Below are 19,515 nucleotides of genomic sequence, written 5' to 3' on the forward strand. Positions count from 1 at the left end.
GATGCGCCGACAACAACGGAATCCAAGTCGCTACCTTGCAACCTTTGTGCTCGTCATCATGCTGACGCTTCTTGTCTCCGGCTGTTTCTCCACATCCGGCAAGGGCAAGAATGCGGTAATACCCGGTAATACGGTGAATTTGATTTATTACACAATCGGGGATCCCGATGCGGACCTTCAGATGGTCAACGATAAGATTAATGAAGTGCTGGCCAAGAAAATCGGCGTGACGATCACCTATATTAAGGTGGGCTGGCAGGAGTATGAAGATCGGCTGAACACGCTCGTGTCTGCAGGCACGCCGTTTGATATTGCTTTTGCGCCGGAGTATACCACGTATGCACAGCGCGGTGCTTGGCTGAAGCTGAATGATTATTTGTCCAATGTGGGTAAGGATATGTATGATGCCATCGACCCCAAGTTCTGGAAAGGCGTTCGAATGGATGATGGCAGCATCTACGGTGTGCCGACCAATAAGGAATTAGCGGTGCGTGATCAATGGATGTACCCGGAAGCACTGGTGAAGAAGTACCGCATTGATATTTCGAAATACACGACGTTAGCTTCCCTTGAACCGCTGTTTCAGATAATCAAGGAGAAGGAGCCCGACTATCAACCGATGGAGCTTGATAAAGACTCCCAGAACTTCTTCGCCTTGGACGGTTTCGAATATGTATCGGAGAAGACGCTTCCGCTCATGGTGCGGGTGCTGGACCCCAGTTCCCCGGTCGTGAATATATTCGAAACGAAGGAAGCCCGGAGTATGCTGGATATTCTTCGGCGCTACTACGTCAAAGGATATATCAATGAAGATGCAGCCATGCGGGAGAGCCAAGGACTGAAGCGTGGCGTGAAGGTGTTCTGGAAGGCAGCCGGGGGCGGACCGCTGTCGGAGAATAGTTGGAGTAAGGATCGCGGTTATAAGCTTGTGGCTTATCCGGTAACACCTGCGCTAATCACAACGGAATCGATGCGTGGAGGGGTTATGGCCGTCAGCGTGGATACGAAACATCCCGTCGAGAGCATAAAGTTTCTCAATCTGCTGAACACTGATCCTGAGGTCCGCAACCTGTTTAATTTCGGCATTGAAGGCGTTCACTATACCCTGGACAGCAACGGTCAAGTGGTGCCGAAGCCTCCTGAGGACAGCGACGGTAATCCGATCCAAGGCGCGCAGCCAAGCTATGGAGGCGTGCAGTACACGCAAGGTAATTGGTTTATCTTGAAAACGATGGGCGGCGAATACCCGGATCCTTCGGACAAGTGGAGTCAGTTCCGTGCCAGCAACAAAGAGGCCGTCAATTCGAGCACGCTCGGGTTTACGCCGGACTTGTCCCGAGTGCCAATCCAAGTGCAGAACATCCAGATGGTTTGGGAGAAGTACTTTCCAAGTCTGATGACCGGCAGCGTAGACGTAGATGCAGTGCTGCCAAAGTTCAATCAGGAGCTTAGGCAAGCAGGGATCGAAGAAGTACGCGCTGATGTGCAAAAGCAGCTTGATGCGTGGCGAGCGACCCATTCCTAGTCCTCAGATAAGGTGTTGCTTCTGTTTTTGAGATTGTTTATACTTCGAAGAGTGCACCTATACCAATAATTAGGTGGTCAATCACGAGAGTTCTAGAGCAAGCAGCCTTCATGTCATGAACATCAATGACTTCATAAGGGTGGTGCGAATTGATCATTTTTGATTACTTTGTTAATCTTTCTATTTTTTCACTTATGGTCAGTACGCCCTTAGTCATCCGCTCGTTCATTCTACGTCGATCGCTGAAGCAGATGCGCCTGTGGATCGGTGTTTATGCAGGGCTTGTTTCCGTTATTCTCGTCGTCTTGTCCGTCAAACAACAAGGCTATTCCTACGACATCCGATATGCGCCCGTAATTCTGGTATATGCCTATCTTGGGCCTGTGCCGGGAATAATTGCGGGCTCTTTCTCCTTAATTACAAGACTGCTTTCCGGTGGTAATTGGCTGCCGGCCATCATAGGCTGGGTCATCAACATAGCGATTCTCACCGGCCTATATAGGTACATCCCTCGTCTTACGCCACTTCATAGAAGTGCGGTGTTATTCGGAGGCTACATCGTTGGCTATCTGTGCACCGTGTTTACTTTTCACATTCTACTGGCCCTACCGCTCTTTCATTTGCAATATTTGCTATTTGTGATGTTAGGCGTAGTCATAGGGGGGCTGCTTATTGAATCCAATGAGAGACTCCGAAGAATCATTGCAGAGAAGAACTATATGGAGAAGACATTGGAAGTAAGTGAATCCCAATACCGGCTAATTGCCGAGAATACATCGGATCTCATCGTTCTTATGGATAAGGATTATTCCGTTAGTTATTTCTCGCCATCTCATGAGCACATATTGGGGTATAGACGATCTGAATTGGATGGCGTTGAATTGTGTGCGTTCGTCCATGCAGACGATGTGGTCATGTTCCGAATCGCGATCAAAAAGATGTTCGAAGATAGTGAATCACACTCCCTGGAGTTTCGGCTGAGGCATAAAGAAGGTCATTGGATCGAATTTGAGTCCCGTTGCAGACCCGTGGTGGGAGAGGCGGGTAGTATTGAGCACGTCGTTATTATTAGCCGCGATATCTCTGAACGGAAAAAGGCGGAGGAATTCCTGCTGCAATCGGAGAAATTGTCCGTTGTTGGGAAGCTGGCAGCCGGCGTGGCCCATGAAATCCGAAATCCGCTGACAACCATGAAAGGGTTTCTTCAAATTTACAAGAGGGAAAATCCTTGGATGAAAAACAGTGATTTACTCCTGAGCGAGCTGGAGCGAATCGAAATGATAACCAATGAGTTTCTTTCTTTGGCTAAACCTCAATCCATCCAGCTTACCTACACCGATATGAAAGAATTGATCGAGTATACGGTCGAATTTCTGTCCCCACAGGCGCTTCTAAACAATATTGAATTCATCCGAGGGTTCGAAGGATCCCAGTTCCCGATCACATGTGAAAAAAACCAACTCAAACAGGTATTTCTTAATATATTAAAGAACGCGATCGAGTCCATGCCAAATGGCGGCGAGATTCACATCAACTTACGAGTAGAAGCAGAAGAAGAGTATATCATCTCGATAAAAGATCATGGCTGCGGGATTCCCGAGGAGCTGCTGCCTCAATTGGGACAACCTTTCTACAGCCTGAAGGAAAAGGGAACAGGGCTCGGACTTATGATCAGTCATCGCATTATCAAACAACACCATGGCAGTATTACGTACCAGAGCAAGGGGAATGAAGGAACCTTAATTGAGATTAGGCTGCCGGTCGGAAGAGTAGGTTAGCAAGGGTTCAACAATAGCTTAAGACGAAGAGGCAAATGCTCCAATCTGCATGCAGATGGGGCATTTGCCTCTTTGTTTTATCTCGCTTTCAGAATAAAGGAACATAAAAGAACAAAAAAATCACATAAGGTAAAATTAACAATATATTCATTCGTAATTGATCTCCATTTTACACTGCATGCTTATGATTTGAAGTGTAGAACAGGTACCGAAGATAAGGTTTGGGAACAGGAAGGAGTGAGAGCTATGGCTGCAATTCACTTGAAAGAAATCGTAAAAACGTATTCGAATGGAAAAACCGTCATCGAGAATTTGAATCTTGAAATTAAAGACCGTTCTTTTACGGTGTTGTTAGGTCCTTCGGGCTGCGGCAAAACGACAGCTTTGCGAATGATTGCGGGACTTGAGGAGGTTAGTGCCGGGCAGCTGCACATTGGCGATCAGAATGTCACAAAGACGGAACCGGGGGAACGGGGCATCGCGATGGTCTTCCAAAACTACGCGATCTATCCTCATATGACGGTGCGAAAAAATATTGAATTCGGTTTAAAAAATATGAAGCTTCTCAAAGAAGAAATCGGGAAGCGCATTAAGCAAGTGGTAGATATGGTCGGGCTGCAGGAGTACGTGAGCGCGAAGCCTTCGACATTATCAGGAGGCCAGCGTCAGCGAATAGCACTGGCAAGGGCGATCTCGAAGAAACCCGAAGTGTTTCTGATGGACGAACCGCTATCCAATTTGGACGCCAAGCTGCGCAATCAAATGCGAAGTGAGCTCATCGAGCTGCACCGCAGTTTGAAATCAACTTTCGTATTTGTCACGCATGATCAGATCGAGGCGATGACGATGGCGACGGATATTGTGATCTTCAATCACGGGCGCATTATGCAGCAGGGGACTCCCAAGGAAGTGTACGAGAATCCGGCCAATCTGTTTGTTGCGACATTTATCGGCGATCCGGGCATGAATACGATTCAATTACCGGAAATCGGTACGATCGGCTTTCGTCCTCAGAAAGTGAAACTTACGATGCAGGCGGATTTTCAAGGCGCGCAGATCAGCGGCATGGTGATGACTAAGGAAATGCTGGGGATGGATCATTTATATCACGTTGCAACTGGCCTTGGTACGATCATTATCAAGACCGAAGTGGACTTGGGGTTGAGCGAGCAAGTTCATCTCTATTTATCCGAACAGGATATGTACTATTTCGATCAGAATGAGCAGCGCACGAGAAATGCAGGGCTTATCGAGTCCGCGTGGAGCAAGCTTGCTTTTACGGGGGGTGTCACCGTGACTCGTAATCACTTGGTTGACCACGCGTATGGTTAACAGAATCATTCGAAACCCGTACGTGCTCATCGCCCCAGCCGTCATTCTCGTATGCGTGTTTTCCTTATATCCCATCCTCTTCGCTGTGCGAGTCAGCTTCATCACTTGGGACACGGTGTTAGGAACGAAAAGTTTTGTCGGATTGAAAAATTACATTAACATTTTTCATGATCCTGTGTTCTGGAAGGTGCTCCGAAACACGTTGGTCTATACCTTCTTCACCGTCATCATCGGCCTCGTATTCGCTTTCGTGCTGGGGATATTTTTTCAGAAAAATAAGACGGTCGATAATCTGGTGCAAAGCATTATCTTCACGCCGCACATTCTGTCCAGTGTATCTGTAACCGTGATGTGGATGTGGCTGCTGGATCCGAACAAAGGCATTATCAACTATGTGCTGGATGGGCTTGGACTGCCGACATTGCAATGGATGATGAGTCCGGATACGTCGCTAATGTCCATTATTATCGTCTCGATTTGGAAGGGTCTCGGCTATAACGCGATGATTGTCATCGCCGGACTTCAGTCTATTCCGAGCTACATCTATGAAGCCGCCAAGCTGGACAATGCCGGCAGATGGACAAGGCTGTTCCGCATTACCTTGCCTTTGCTGTCGCCAACGCTGTTCTTCTTGCTCATTACAACGACAATTTCTTCGTTCAGTTCATTCGATATCGTGAGCTTGATGACCAAAGGCGGTCCGGAGAACTCCTCCAATTTAATTGTGTACTGGATTTATCAGGTCGGATTCCTGCAGTTCAACATCGGCAAAGCAAGTGCAGGCTCCGTGTTGTTCATGATCATGGTCAGCTTGATTGCAGTCGCCAACTATCTATTCTTCGCCAAGAAAGTCCACTATCAGTAAAGGAGGATTAAACAGTGAGATACACGGTCAACGGTATGCGATTCCTTCTGCTCATTGCGTTAGTCCTCATGTTTGCTTTTCCGTTCCTGTGGGTGGTTAGTACGTCCCTGAAAACGTACGTGGAATCGATCAAGTTCCCGCCGGACCTGCTGCCCCATGTACCGCAGTTAATTAACTATAAGAAAGCATGGGTGAATATTCATTTCTTCCATTATGCGATGAACTCGGTTATTGTAACGGTCGCCGTCGTATTCGGACAGCTTCTGGTTTGCGTGCCGGCAGCCTATGCGTTCTCTAAGAAGAAGTTCAAGTTCTCGGGGTTCTTCTTTGCACTGGTTCTGATCGATCTGGTGCTGCCCTCCCAAGTCACCTTCGTCCCGTTGTATGTGCTCGTCAGTGACTTTGGCTGGCTGGATACGTATTGGGCGATGATCATCCCATTCACGTACTCCTCATTCGCGATTTTCTTCATGACCCAGGCATTCAGGCAAATTTCGGATGAATTGATGGATGCCGCTAAGCTGGATAAAGCAACAGAGCTGCAGATCATTGTCCAGCTCATGCTGCCAATCGCCAAGCCGTTCATCTTGACGGCCATGTTGTTCACCTGTGTGTACAAATGGAACGACTACTTCTGGCCGCTTATCTTAACCAATTCCGAAACGGTGCGAACGCTGCCGATGACGGTCAAGGGCCTCATTGCCGATTCCCATGGCGTGACCCACTGGAATGAAGTGATGGCAGGCAACATGATGCTGATCATCCCGATTCTCATTCTGTATCTGGCCGCGAATCGCTTCATCAAGACGGCTTTTGTATACGGTATTAAGTAACCCTTAATATAAAAAACGAGTGGAGGCTTAGAGACAAATGAAATGGAATGCGAAACATGCTGCAATTATGGGGTTCTTGGCAACGACTATCGCGGTAACCGGCTGCTCTCCGAACACAACGAATGAATCAGACAGTACACAAGCAGGCACCAATGCAAATACGAATGAGGCTGCAGCAGGGGAGAAAGTGAAAGTCGACTTCTGGTCGATCTGGGATCCGTCCAAAGGCAACGGGAAGCTAATCGCAGATGCCATAGTGAAATTCAATGAACAGAACCCAGACATTGAAGTCGTGATGTCCGGACAAGGCGGCTATGACGGCGTAGCGGAGAAGCTCGAAGCTGCACTCGTTGCCAAGAATACACCGGTAATCGCGCAAATCGAAGAATCCTTCCTGGCTCGTTACAATCCGATCGCGGCAGATTTGAGCAATTATATGTCCGCATCGACCATTAGCAACTATAACGAAGGTTTGACTCGTTCCAGTTATGTAGACGGCGTATTCAAAGCGGCGCCGATGAACCGCAGTACACCGATACTATACATGAATGCGGACTTGGTGAAAGCGGCGGGCTTGGATCCGAAAGGACCGAAAACATGGACAGAGCTTCAGGAGTATGCGAAGAAACTGACGGATCCGCCTAAAGGCATCTATGGTTTCTCCGGCTATTGGGATACGGATGCCTGGTTCTGGGAGTCTGCTGTTTATTCCTACGGCGGCGAAATGGTCAGCAAAGATGGATCGCAGGTTATGTTCGATAATGAAAAGGGAAGCAGCATCGTAGCGCTGTTCCAAAACATGATCAACGATAAAATCATGCTCAACGCTTACAGCGCGCAAGAAAATCAGTCTGATCTGATTAAGCAAAACTTCCTGGATGGCAAAGTTGCCATGGATCTGGATTCGATCGGCTCCATGGGCGAGCTGGTTAAGAACGCTAAGTTCAACGTCGCCGTGGCATTCCAACCTCAAGAAGGCGGAGAGAACAAGGTCGTAACCGGCGGCGCGAACCTGATCGTGATCGACAAAGCGACAGAAGAGCAGAAGAAAGCGGCAGGCAAGTTCCTCGACTTCTTGGCGCAGGACGACAACGTGATGAACTTCTTCCAAACTACAGGTTACTTGCCAACGACGAAGTCAGCGCTGGAAACACCGGAAATGAAGCAATGGCTGCAAGAGAAACCGCAATACCAAGTGGCGATCGATCAATTGCAATACGCACACAGCCGTCCTTGGCAGAAGAACTGGAAAGCCATGTACACGTCCATTGTGGAGCAATTGAAAGGCGCTTTGATCGACACTTCGAAGGATCCGAAACAGGTCATTCACGATACCGCAGTCGCAGCCCAACAAATTATCGATGAAAACAAATAAGACGAATTCGAAAGGAGCATGATCATGGTAACCAAGAACAGTTTCATGAACGGCGGCAGCTGGTATAAAGGCAACTTGCACGGTCATTCCACGTTATCCGACGGCGCGTTGACGACGGATCAGCTGCGAGCAGCCTATAAAGAGAAGGGGTATCATTTCTTTGCGCACTCGGAACATGATTTCTTCTCCAACTTCGAGCATGAGAATGAGCCGAATTTCATTACATTGCCATCCAGTGAAGTCGGTATTACGATGCCTAAAGGCGATTGCCGAATCTTCCACCTCCACGTCATTATGGGGACGGATGAGCATATGGCTGCGGCGACGAAAGAGCAGTTCAAGCATATGGAGCCGATCCGTTGGCCGGATTTCGTAAGCTTCGAGACTGCGCAGGAATTCATTGATGATATGGTGGCTCGAGGCAATATCGTGATGTTTAACCATCCTCATTGGTCCACGGTGGAATGGGAAGACGTCTATGCGCTGGAGAACCTGTTCGCGCTGGAAGTCTACAACCACTGCTCGGAGTGGATGGAGAACATGGGCAATTCCCGTGTGATGTGGGAAACGCTCCTGCGCAAAGGCAAGAAGCTGTGGGGCACAGCGACCGACGATAATCACAACCGCTATCCGCTTGATTCCAAGTACTGCGATTCATTCGGCGGGTGGGTCGTGGTCAAAGCTGCGGAACTGACACGCAATGCCGTTGTTCAGGCATTGGTAGAAGGGAGCTTCTACTCCTCCACAGGACCGGAAATTTATGATTTCCGCATCGAAGATGATGAAGTGATCTTCGAGTGTTCACCGGTAGAGCGCATCTATATGAATGGCGATCTTCGTCAGTATCAAATTGAACTGGGCGATAATATAACGTCACTTCGCAAAAAGTTACGCGGAGACGAGAAATTTATTCGTATCGAATGTTATGATAAGTTTGGTAAATTTGCGTTTACCAATCCTATTTACTTAGATTAGTCGCTCGATCTGTAGATCAACCCGGAATGCAGATCGGCTGTATTTCGGGTTGATTACTTGAATGGAGTAGGTGAAGCATTGTGCTGCAGGTTGAAAGAATGAGCATGATTGTGGCGGAATTGAACGCGAAGGGCAGAGTGACCGTTAATGAACTCGCTGAACAATTGAACGTTTCCAAGGTGACGATTCGCCGGGATCTGGATGCGTTAAGCCGGGAGAACAAGCTGGTCATTGTACACGGGGGGGGCATCAAGCCAAACTTCACGCTGTACGAGGCGCCTTACAGCCAGCGAAACTCGATCTATATTCAAGAGAAGCAGCGCGTTGGTGTGAAGGCGGTTGAACTGATCCAGGATTATGATGTGATCGCGCTTGGCGTAGGCACGACGACCATTCAAATCGCCAACCACTTATTTAATAAAAAGAACCTGACGATCATCACAGGATGCATTCAGGTATTGAATAGTCTTATCGAACGCAAGAAATCCGGGTATTTCACGGGGAAGCTAATTTTTCTAGGCGGTGAAATCGATACGGATCAAATGTTTGCTTCGGGCTCGATGACGATCGAATTGCTGGAGAAGTTCCACATCGACAAAGCCTTCATTGGGGCGAATGGTTATTCGATCGCCGATGGCATTACGACCTATGACATTGATGAAGGCAATTTTCTGAGAAAAATGCTCCAACGCTCGAATAAAGTGCATGTCGTCATCGATCATTCGAAGATCAACGTTAAATCCATGTACAAATACGCGGAATATCATGAAGTTGATTATGTGATATGCAATGAAGATCCGCCTCAAGAATGGATAGATAAGCTTGCCCAAGAAAGCGTGGGCTGGGTAATGGCGTAATTCGAGGCTATCATCACGAAGGAAGGTTAACGTTCATGCAAGTACCCAAATCGATTGTCGATCAGCACGTACATTCCTATTATTCACCTGACTCAGAAGAGAAGTTGGACCCTATTGTTGCTCATGCCGTGAAGCTGGGTAAGCAGGCAGTCGTGACGACGGATCATTTTGACTATGACTGTAAGTATTTCAAGAAAGACGTCCTGATCGATATGGTCAGCTATGAACGTGAGGTTGACGCACTACGCCAGCAGTATGATATCGAAATCCGCAAGGGCATCGAGGTCGGATATCGTAAAGATTATCACGAAGAAATCAACCGTTATCTGGACAGCTATTCATTCGATCTGGTGCTGCTGTCCGCTCACAATAACGGAGTGCTCGACTTTGCGGAGGAGGCTTTCCACAATCAGCCGATGGATGTTGTGTTGGCGGATTATTTCTCGCATGTACGTGATGCCGTCGATCGGATGGATAATTACGATGTTGTTGCGCATCTCGATTACGTCGCTCGTTATACGAAGATGATGGTAAGCCGTACGGATTACGAGCGCTGCAGCTCGATTCTATACGATTTGTTGACAACGATCATTCGCAAGGAGAAAGTACTCGAGCTGAACACGACCGGGCTGTTCCGGCAAGGATGGATTCATCCGCATACGTATTTAATTGAGATGTACTTGGATCTGGGCGGCAAGTGGTTCTCACTGGGATCCGATGCCCATCGACTTGGCAGTATCGAGCAAGGCTTCGGCGAGGCAATCGCATTATTAAAGTCGTATGATATTCATGAAGTCGTGCAGTTCCGCAATCGAGTTCCGCAGCTAGTGCTGCTATAAGGTTATACAAGCATAGGGTACCCATTAGGGTGCCCTTTTTTTTGTTAGTAGGGAAACACATATTTGATATAAGGTCGGTTTTTTAGCTTCCGCCACGGCACGAGAGCAAACTTCATTATGTTCTGTACTTCCGCGATGAGCGCATACTTTGTCGCATTCCAACTCTAACGGTTGTGACAGTGGTTATTTGGCCTAAATAGACCCTTTTTATATTCTAACGGTTGCCAGAGAGCTTATTGCAACGTTTTCCACTGGGAATCGACCCATTTGCTGCAAATAACGTCTGTCACAACCGTTAGCCTTTCAAAAAGGCTTATTTTTATGAAATAGCCACGCTGGCAACCGTTAAAGTTTTGTTCATGAAGCGTAGACAACAAAGTGACTGTCTGGACTTTTACGGGCAGTCTAAGGGTACCCATTAGGGTGCCCTTTTGTTTTTGTTCAAAGACATTATTTTATCGAAATAACCGCATGCTAAAAAAAAATTCGCCCCAATGAAAAATATGAGCGTGCTCAGTTGTATTACAAGTGAAAGGAGGTGCTGAGGTGTACGATTCATATGAGCTCAATGAATCCGTGCGACAGGCCTTGGATCTATATTCGCAAAGCATGATCAAAATTGCTTTTGCCTACTTGAAAAATATAGCGGATGCAGAAGAAGTGACGCAGGAGGTGTTTCTCACCTATTTGCAAAAGCGACCTGTATTTGAGTCCAGCGAACACGAGAAGGCGTGGCTGATTCGAACAACCATCAATAAAAGTAAGAACATGCTGAAAGCCGGGTGGTTTAGAAACAGGAACCCAGTCCCAGAAGACCTAAGCTACCTCCCGAAGGAAGAAAACGACGTTCTGATGGCCGTTCTGGCCTTGGACAAGAAGTATCGCATTCCGATTCATCTGCATTATTACGAGGGCTATTCCATTCAGGAAATCGCAGCTATTATGCAGGCCAAGCCGGCGACGGTCGGAACCTGGCTTGCAAGAGGACGCTTAATCTTAAAAGAGAAGATTGGAGGTCTCGAGCGTGAAGAAATCTGTTTATAAGTCTGCGATGTCCCACGTGAAAACAAGCGAGGATTTCAAAGAAGCAACATATACGAAGTTGATGCAAGAAATGCAGAAGATGGAAAATGAAACACAAACCAATACAACTAACCAAAAGGGGCGAGTGAAAATGGAAAAAGTAATGACAAAAAAAGTAACAGGTTGGACAGTCGGTATTGCAGCATGTGCGGTGTTAGCGGTGAGTATCTTCACGCTAACTAATAATTCGACACCTACTACTCCTCCTCAGACTGCAATTGTAGATACAGCAAAGCCGCCAATCATGGGCAAAGTGAGAGTTAATATTGATGGTGTGATCTCTGAAGTGAGCGCAGACGGCAAAAGTTTCAAAGTAGGCGATCTGTGGGTTGAAGTAACGGATCAAACACAATGGGGCAGCAATGAACCTACGGCAACTGCACCGTCCGAAGATCTGCTGTCGAAAGAATTTAAAGTCGGCAATATCGTGTCGGGCTTCACATCGGAGGATGTAAGCACAGGCAAAGTGAAAGCAACTGTGATCTACAACAACATGGCTCCACAGACAGGAGAGTCAGGAGAGCCGACAAAACCAGCTACTACGGGCAAAATGATGGCTAATATCGATGGCGTTATTACAGAAGTAAGCGCAGACGGCAAAAGCTTCAAAGTAGGCGACCTGTGGGTAACGGTAACACCGGAAACGCAACTGGGTATCGATGGCCCAACTGCTGCTGCACCATCGGAAGAGCTGCTGGCCAAAGAATTTAAAGTCGGTAATATCGTATCCGGATTTACATCCGAAGATGTAAGCACAGGCAAAGTTAACGCTGCACGCATCTACAACAACATGGTTCCACAGAAATAAGCTAGTCGGTAGCTCCAGAGATGGAGAAGCGCTCAGGCTGTCGAGATAACCTCGACAGCCATTTTTTTGTCTATGTTGCATGAACAAAACTTTAACGGTTGTCAGCGTGGCTATTTTATGAAAATAAGTCTTTTTGAAATTCTAACGGTTGTGACAGGCGTTATTTGCAGCAAATTGGTCGATTCCTTGTGGAAAACGTTCAAATAAGCTCGCTGGCAACCGTTAGAATATAAAAAGGGTATATTTATGCCAAATAACCACTGTCACAACCGTTAGAGTTGAAGGCCGGCCACCGATGAGGTGGTCTTTTTCTATTGGCAGGCCCCAATTTCCGACAAATTCATATGAGAGAAGACTAATGTGCGGTGGGACTCTGGTTAGATGCTAACTCATACTTGGTGTGTCAAAGTAATACCGAGGGATGCATTTAACCTAAGGAGGAAATCGATAATGAACTATCATTTCTTTGTAGGCAACGATAACGGAAACAGTGAGCATGATCTGATCATTGACGGCAAATTGATTCAGCAGCCGAATGTGAATTGTAGAGTGGACGAGCTTCCGTGGAGCGAGGAGCAAGCACCGGAGAGCTTCGTGAGAAATTTGCAGGATCAATTAGTCGTTACGGTGGATTCGCCTGCCGCGAGGCCGGGGATGTATTATGTCGGGAAGTTTGCGCTCGAGAGCGGCGAGATTATTGATACGATTCAGATTGGCATCGATTCGAAGAGCGAGATGGATTTGCCGATCATTAATACGCTGGCTCAGATCGCCGCGTTTGCCGTACAGAAGGCATTCGAGGATGAGAAGAAGATACCGTCGCAAATTGATGTCGAGGTCGATATGGCGACCGCACTGCCTGTCACGCAGCATACCGATGAGACTTCTGCGAAGTTCGAGAAGCGATTTACTTCCGACATGCATCATGTGACTGTGCACTTAGGCGTACAGCGCGTAGCGGTCAAGATCAGCTTCCTATTCGTGAAGGTTGTTCCCGAAGCGACGCCGGTTATTTTCACGCTGCAGAAGGATGCGGCGGGGAACTGGAGAGAAGGCGATATCTTTGCGGATTTTGCCGCGACTTACGGAATCGAGAAGAAATTTAACGGCAGCTATTTCAAAGATAAACGAATCCTTCATGTCGATATTGGCGATGGCTCGACGGAATACCCGATCACGGAGGGCAATAAGTTCCTGCGTCAATTCATTCACGGCAGCCATCACGGGGCCGGTTATGCGATTGAGGAAGCGCTGCAAGAGTTTAACCGACTGATTCATCTGCCGGATAGCCCGAGGCAGTTCTTCAGCGATGTGCTCAAGAATTCGAAGCATAAATACCATGCACGGGCGCTCAAAACGTTACGCAGGCCGCTTGAGAGCCAAGTGAAACAAATCGTGCAGCATGTCAAAAAACAGCTTACAAAGGCGCGCAATGAGATCGATCTCATCTGCGTATACGGCGGCGGCAGCATTCTTATGCGCACCGTCTTATATCCGTATTTGAAAGAGGCTTGCGATGAACGGGAGATCAAATTGCTCTATATTCCTTCGGATTACGCGGTGGAGTTGAATGCGTCGGGACTGGATGCTTTCGTACGAGGCAAGATCTATGAAGCGCTGAAGACTAAAGCGGAGCAGCCAGCACAGTTGGCCTGATAGGTTGAGGTGACTTTGATGAAGAAAATGAAGCTTCCCGGCGGCAATATCAGCCTCAAAACGAAGAAGACAGAGGACCCGCTTGTCATGGCTTGGCTGAATGCGCAGTCGAACCTGATGGATTCCTTTCGCTATTTGGTGGAGAAAGAAATCATGCTGAATGGGGTTCGTAATTTACAGGCCTATATCCCTATGGAGAGAACTGGCTTTCAGGACTCCTCGGACCTACTAGCAGCAGAGGCTTATCGTCAAATTACGACAGATAGACAGCAGGTGGCGGCGGCGATCGAGGAGGAAGAGGAAGCGGGTAGCAGCGAGTTCGATTCTTCTTCCGAGTTGGAGTCGGAAACGGAAACGGATATGGAAGAAATCGATGAGGGAGATATCGAGGCGTGGAGCTGATGCCAAGTGTTACGAAGTAATACGGAGTAATACTTCGTGTTACCAAGTAACACCAAGTAAGAGTGTCGAGAACCCCACATGCTTATAACTGCATAAAGACCATCTTCCGACCTGTAACGGTTGTGACAGTGGTTATATAGCCTAAAAAGCCCGGTTTTATTTGCTTACGGTTGCCACCGAGCTTATTTGGACATTTTCCGAGGGAACTCAATCATTATGCAGCGAATAACAATGCTCACAACCGTTATAATTTTAAAAGACGTACATTTCATGGAATAGACACGCTGACAACCGTTAAAGAATCAATGGGCGATAACGGAATTGCGGCCGCACAGCCGCACACGGCCGCAGCAGTGCAGAACATGAAGAAGGTTGCACTCAGACAAACCGATAACGAAGAAACCCAGCGTTTATAAAAACGTTGGGTTCCTCTACAATCTGGGAAGGCTCTCAGGCTGTCGAGACTTTGAACTGCCTGACTCGGTGTTACCGCGAAACACTCGGCATTACCCGGTAACATGAAGTGCGATTAAGAAAGCCCCTTCCCTCAGCTATCATCTGAGGAAGGGGCTCTATCTCTTGATCAGCGCGGGTTACTTTTGCTCCGGAACGGCGCAAATCCCGTCGATACAACCGTCGCCGTCCGCCTCCGAAGTCTCGAGCGGCTGCCGGTCGCCCCATGCCTGCTGCAGGGCCTGCAGAAACATGGTCTCTTGTTGGGCGCCCGACAACGTCTGCTTGCGGTCGATGATGAAGTACGGAACGCCGCGTATGCCGAGCGAGCGGCCATCCGCTTCTTCGCCGCGTACGCGGTCGGAGAACTGCTCTCCCGCCAGCATGGATAAAGTCTCCTTACGATCAAGCTGGGCTGCCTCCGCAATGTCGGCAAGCGTATCGGGCTGGCTAATGTTTTTATTTTCGCTGAAATAAGCTCGGAATAACAATTCGGATACCTCGGCACCTTTACCGGCTTTCTCGGCGAAATGTCTTAGACGGTGCGCATCGAATGTATTCGTCAGCACCAAACCGTCGAAATCAAAATCGAGCCCGTCTGCGGCTGCTTGCTGAGCTAGATTACGATTCATCGTGATCGCTTCTTGTCGGCTCATGCCGTATCGGCCGGATAACATGTCGTAAACGTCATGCGGCACATGTTTTGGCGAATGAGGGTCCAATTCGAAGCTGCGGTAGATCACCTGAATCTGATCGCGATGCTCAAATACGGCCAGCGCGTTCTCGAAGCGGCGTTTGCCGATATAACAGAACGGACATGCAAAGTCCGACCAAATCTCTACTTGCATAACAACTTGCCTCCCATTGGCATTCTGAATTCTTTATTCTGCCTCGCCTACAAGCGTAAATCGTTCATTGACATGCTTCGGCTGTTCGATTTCATCGAGTACGGCGATCGCATAGTCGGCGTAACTGACATAGCTTTGACCCTGACTATTCAAGATAACATGATCTTTACCGAGCGTATAAGCGCCTGTTCGTTTGCCATCGGGATTGAAGAAGGCAGCGGGGCTGATATACGTCCACTTAATCGAGGTTGTAGTTCTCAGTTCATCAAGCTGTTTCCCCGCATTGGAAGCGGTCGGATACACGAAATCCGGGAATCCCGGCGTATCCATGAGCTTGGTTGTGTTCGCTTCGTCGACGAAGAGGCTTCCGGCACCGCCCACGACGATTAATTTGGTGCTCGGCGTTTCTTCGAGGGCTTGAACGAGCGCTCTGCCGGCATCGATGTATAGATGTTCCTCTCCATCCGGCGCTTTATACGTATTCACGACGACTTCGAAGGATGCGAGATCAGATCCAGAGAGAGCGAAAATATCTTTCTCAAGCACATTGACGTTCTTAGCAGTGATTCTCGAAGCATTTCTCACGATGGCCGTTACTTCATGGCCGCGATCGGATGCTTCTTTCATAATAAGACTGCCGGCTTTGCCCGTAGCACCAATGATGGCGATTTTCATGGTTTATTCCTCCAATTTCTTGCTTGCAGTAGTTGTGTTTTGCTGTATAGTCCAATAGTATAGGGATAACTCGATTTTCGGTAGTAGGCACATTTTTATAACATAGTCACATAAATAGGACCATGGAGAACGGAGGGGGATTTACAATGGCCCGAACCTTATTCGAGGGAAGCATCCCCGAGGAACAAATCGAGGTTTGCCCGGTAACGGAAACGCAGAATGTCATTGCAGGCAAATGGAAAATCATTATTTTGTGGCATCTGAGAGAGACAAGGCGCTTCGGAGAGCTGCAACGTTTGGTGCCCGGTATTTCCAAAGGCATTCTGACCAGCCAGCTTAGAGAGCTTGAGAAGGATCAAATGATCCACAGAGAAGTGTATCAGGAGGTCCCTCCCAAAGTGGAATATTCCTTGACGGAAGCGGGGAGGAGCTTCATTCCGATCCTGGAGAGTATGGGGGAGTGGGGTAGGAAGTACACCAAAGGCAAGAAAGGAGGCGACAGCATTTGAGCAAAGAGTTGATTGCTGCTGCTGAACGAGGCGATACGACGAAGGTGGCCCGCCTTCTGAACGAAGGGGCAAACATCAACGAGCAGGATGCCAGAGGAAGAACGGCGATGATGGCCGCAACGCATACGAATAAGCCGGACATGGTCCGATTATTGATTGAAGCCGGGGCGGATATCAATTTGCAAGACAATATGCGCGATAATCCCTTCCTCTATGCGGGCGCCGAAGGGCTGCTCGATATTCTCAAGCTCCTAATTACAGCAGGTGCGGACACCAAGCTGACCAACAGATATGGCGGCAATGCACTCATTCCTGCTTCTGAGAAAGGCCATGTGGAGAATGTACGTGTACTGCTAACGACCACGGATGTGAACGTCAATCACATCAACAATTTAGGCTGGACTGCACTGCTGGAAGTGGTCATTCTGACAAAAGGCGGACCGAAGCACCAACAGATTGCCAGGTTACTCATCGATCACGGAGCTGACGTAAATATCGCAGATCGAGACGGCGTTACGCCGCTGCAGCATGCTAAGCATAATAGTCGCTTTAAGGAAATTGAACAGATGCTGCTGCAAGCAGGAGCTCGATAGTACGAGATGTACCTCTAAGACCAAGGGTCTTGGAGGTTTTTCTTTTGCACAACAAACTCAACATTCGGCTCGCCGCCGTGCGTGGTGTGATATGATAATGGGCAGGTGTGACCGAAAGTAATCCCATAGTGAAATCAAGGTGATTGATACGATGAATCGTAAAACAATTGGCATGTTCGCTCACGTGGATGCAGGCAAAACCACTTTGGCCGAGCAGCTGCTGTACCATACGCACAGCATTCGGGAGCGCGGTAGAGTCGATCATAAAGATGCCTATCTCGACAGCCATGACATCGAGCGGGCAAGAGGAATCACGGTGTTCGCGGATCAAGCCGTCATAACCTACAAGGGAGCTACCTATTATCTGATCGATACGCCGGGGCATGTCGACTTCTCGCCGGAGATGGAGCGGGCGGTCCAGGTGATGGATGCTGCGATCCTCGTCATCAGCGCAGTTGAAGGTATTCAGGGGCATACCGAGACGGTCTGGCAGCTGCTTCATAATCGTCGTATCCCGACGTTCCTATTCATTAATAAAACCGATCGGATCGGTGCAGATGTAGACCGAGTCCTCGAAGAAATTCGCATGCATCTGACAGCGGATGCCTGTATGATTACCGGGCAATTTGCAGATGGCATAGTCGGAGAAGCAGTGATGGAATGCATGGCGGAGCGGGACGAAACGTTGTTAGACACGTTTCTCGCAGGGACGGAAGACAATGCGTTCTGGCTGCGAACGCTGCAGGATCAGATTCGCGGGCGCAGGCTCTTCCCGTGTGCAAGCGGATCGGCATTGCAGGATGTAGGCGTTATCGAATTCATGGATCAACTGCATCAGCTGACTACAGTGAATTATGACGATCAAGCCCCTTTCGGAGGGCGTGTCTATAAAATTCGTCATGACCATAACGGTGTGCGTTTGACCTATATCAAGGCTTTGAGCGGTACGCTGAAGGTGCGTGATGAGCTGTGTTATGGGAGCGGAGAAGATCAGATATGCGAGAAAGTGACACGGCTCCACATGATTAACGGGAGCAAGTCGCAGGCGGTTGATCAGGTTTCGGCAGGTGATCTGTTTGCGGTGACCGGACTTTCAAGCGCCGAGGCGGGGCAAGGCTTGGGCCTCTATTCGGACAAACTGGTCTACGATATGGTGCCTACTCTTACGGCAAAGGTGATTTTCGCCGAATCCTTGAATGTGAAGGATGTGCTCAAAGCCTTCCAGGTGCTGAATGCTGAGGATCCGTCCTTGAATGTCATCTGGGAGGAAAGCTTGCAGGAGATCCACATTCATGTGATGGGTCTCATCCAACTTGAAGTGCTGGAGCAGCTCGTAAGGGAACGATTCCAGTTCGCCGTCTCTTTCGGCAGCCCGGAAATTCTGTACAAAGAAACCATCACGTCGATTGTGAACGGATACGGTCATTTCGAACCGCTTAAGCATTATGCCGAGGTGCATTTGCGCCTGGAGCCGGGTGAGCGAGGCAGTGGATTGACGTTCATGAATGAATGTCACGCGAACGATCTGAGCATTGGCAATCAAAATCTAGTCAAGACGCATCTCTACGAACGCGACCACCATGGGCTCTTAACAGGCATGCCGCTCACTGATATTCGGGTGACGCTGCTTACGGGCGCCGGCCATAATGAGCACACGCATGGCGGCGATTTTCGCGAGGCAACGTTCCGTGCGCTAAGACAAGGGCTGGAGAAAACCGACAACATCCTGCTTGAGCCTTATTACGAGTATAAGATCAAAGTGGAAATCGACTACATGGGCCGCGTGTTATCCGATGTTCAACGGGCCTCAGGAGTGTTCGAGCCGCCGATAACGACAACTACGCACGCAGTCATTACGGGCATAGTGCCTGTTGCTACTTTCATGGACTACAGCACGGAGCTGGCTTCTTTTACGCATGGCAGAGGGATTGCGCACTTCGTCTTCGGCGGTTATGATCGTTGTCATAATGAACAAGCGGTGATTGAGCAGAAGAATTACCGGAAGGATGCGGACCCGCTGTACAGCTCGTCGTCGATATTTTGCGCGAAGGGTCACGGGTATACGGTCGCTTGGGATGAGGCAGAAGCGAAGATGCATTTATTATAAGG

Annotated in this window: 18 protein-coding genes; 16 read left to right on the forward strand and 2 right to left on the reverse strand. The window is 48.5% G+C overall.

From position 1 onward, the window contains the following. The first annotated feature begins 1 nt into the window (after position 1). From AC506A_RS27605 to AC506A_RS27665, 13 genes are all read left to right on the forward strand, one after another. On the forward strand, positions 2-1,525 hold the full coding sequence (locus AC506A_RS27605) for an ABC transporter substrate-binding protein (protein WP_495464218.1): 1,524 nt from the start codon (positions 2-4) through the stop codon (positions 1,523-1,525). Positions 1,526-1,674: 149 nt separating this feature from the next. Continuing rightward, positions 1,675-3,303: an ATP-binding protein gene (locus AC506A_RS27610; protein WP_495464219.1), complete on the forward strand. Its 1,629-nt coding sequence runs from the start codon at positions 1,675-1,677 to the stop codon at positions 3,301-3,303. Between the two features lie 246 nt (positions 3,304-3,549). Beyond that, positions 3,550-4,635: an ABC transporter ATP-binding protein gene (locus tag AC506A_RS27615; RefSeq protein WP_495464220.1), complete on the forward strand. Its 1,086-nt coding sequence runs from the start codon at positions 3,550-3,552 to the stop codon at positions 4,633-4,635. After that, positions 4,628-5,500 (forward strand): carbohydrate ABC transporter permease, encoded by an 873-nt coding sequence (locus AC506A_RS27620; protein WP_495464221.1) that lies wholly within the window; start codon positions 4,628-4,630, stop codon positions 5,498-5,500. The genes AC506A_RS27615 and AC506A_RS27620 overlap by 8 nt, the downstream gene beginning before the upstream one ends. Before the next feature lie 14 nt (positions 5,501-5,514). Further along, a complete protein-coding gene (locus tag AC506A_RS27625) occupies positions 5,515-6,333 on the forward strand; it encodes a carbohydrate ABC transporter permease (RefSeq protein WP_495464222.1) in 819 nt (272 codons plus the stop codon). Between the two features lie 37 nt (positions 6,334-6,370). Beyond that, entirely contained in the window at positions 6,371-7,708 is a 1,338-nt protein-coding gene (locus AC506A_RS27630; protein ID WP_495464223.1) for an ABC transporter substrate-binding protein, read from the forward strand. A gap of 24 nt (positions 7,709-7,732) precedes the next feature. Further along, a complete protein-coding gene (locus AC506A_RS27635; RefSeq protein ID WP_495464224.1) occupies positions 7,733-8,683 on the forward strand; it encodes a CehA/McbA family metallohydrolase domain-containing protein in 951 nt (316 codons plus the stop codon). 98 nt (positions 8,684-8,781) lie between these two features. After that, positions 8,782-9,540 (forward strand): DeoR/GlpR family DNA-binding transcription regulator, encoded by a 759-nt coding sequence (locus tag AC506A_RS27640; RefSeq protein ID WP_495464225.1) that lies wholly within the window; start codon positions 8,782-8,784, stop codon positions 9,538-9,540. A 35-nt stretch (positions 9,541-9,575) separates the two neighbouring features. Then, complete coding sequence (locus AC506A_RS27645) at positions 9,576-10,379, forward strand: histidinol-phosphatase HisJ family protein (RefSeq protein ID WP_495464226.1); 804 nt, start codon at positions 9,576-9,578, stop codon at positions 10,377-10,379. A 546-nt stretch (positions 10,380-10,925) separates the two neighbouring features. Next, entirely contained in the window at positions 10,926-11,423 is a 498-nt protein-coding gene (locus AC506A_RS27650; protein WP_495464227.1) for an RNA polymerase sigma factor, read from the forward strand. Beyond that, positions 11,404-12,270 (forward strand): DUF5666 domain-containing protein, encoded by an 867-nt coding sequence (locus tag AC506A_RS27655; protein WP_495464228.1) that lies wholly within the window; start codon positions 11,404-11,406, stop codon positions 12,268-12,270. Before AC506A_RS27650 ends, AC506A_RS27655 begins: the two co-directional genes overlap by 20 nt. A gap of 450 nt (positions 12,271-12,720) precedes the next feature. Continuing rightward, positions 12,721-13,926 carry a ParM/StbA family protein gene (locus tag AC506A_RS27660; protein ID WP_495464229.1) on the forward strand — a complete coding sequence of 402 codons (1,206 nt, stop codon included), beginning with the start codon at positions 12,721-12,723 and terminating at the stop codon, positions 13,924-13,926. An 18-nt stretch (positions 13,927-13,944) separates the two neighbouring features. Beyond that, a complete protein-coding gene (locus AC506A_RS27665; RefSeq protein WP_495464230.1) occupies positions 13,945-14,328 on the forward strand; it encodes a hypothetical protein in 384 nt (127 codons plus the stop codon). 593 nt (positions 14,329-14,921) lie between these two features. Here AC506A_RS27665 and AC506A_RS27670 read toward each other — a convergent pair. After that, positions 14,922-15,629 (reverse strand): DsbA family oxidoreductase, encoded by a 708-nt coding sequence (locus AC506A_RS27670; protein WP_495464231.1) that lies wholly within the window; start codon positions 15,627-15,629, stop codon positions 14,922-14,924. Positions 15,630-15,662: 33 nt separating this feature from the next. Further along, positions 15,663-16,304 (reverse strand): NAD(P)-dependent oxidoreductase, encoded by a 642-nt coding sequence (locus tag AC506A_RS27675; RefSeq protein WP_495464232.1) that lies wholly within the window; start codon positions 16,302-16,304, stop codon positions 15,663-15,665. A gap of 146 nt (positions 16,305-16,450) precedes the next feature. Between AC506A_RS27675 and AC506A_RS27680 the strand changes: the two genes are divergently transcribed. The 3 genes from AC506A_RS27680 (at position 16,451) to AC506A_RS27690 (ending at position 19,513) form a co-directional block, all read left to right on the forward strand. Then, on the forward strand, positions 16,451-16,813 hold the full coding sequence (locus AC506A_RS27680) for a winged helix-turn-helix transcriptional regulator (protein ID WP_495464233.1): 363 nt from the start codon (positions 16,451-16,453) through the stop codon (positions 16,811-16,813). Beyond that, the gene (locus AC506A_RS27685) at positions 16,810-17,406 is read left to right on the forward strand and encodes an ankyrin repeat domain-containing protein (protein ID WP_495464234.1); all 597 of its coding nucleotides are present in this window, start codon (positions 16,810-16,812) and stop codon (positions 17,404-17,406) included. Before AC506A_RS27680 ends, AC506A_RS27685 begins: the two co-directional genes overlap by 4 nt. A gap of 151 nt (positions 17,407-17,557) precedes the next feature. Continuing rightward, entirely contained in the window at positions 17,558-19,513 is a 1,956-nt protein-coding gene (locus tag AC506A_RS27690) for a GTP-binding protein (RefSeq protein WP_495464235.1), read from the forward strand. Positions 19,514-19,515 lie beyond the last annotated feature (2 nt).

Source organism: Paenibacillus sp. N22P23, assembly GCF_059383735.1.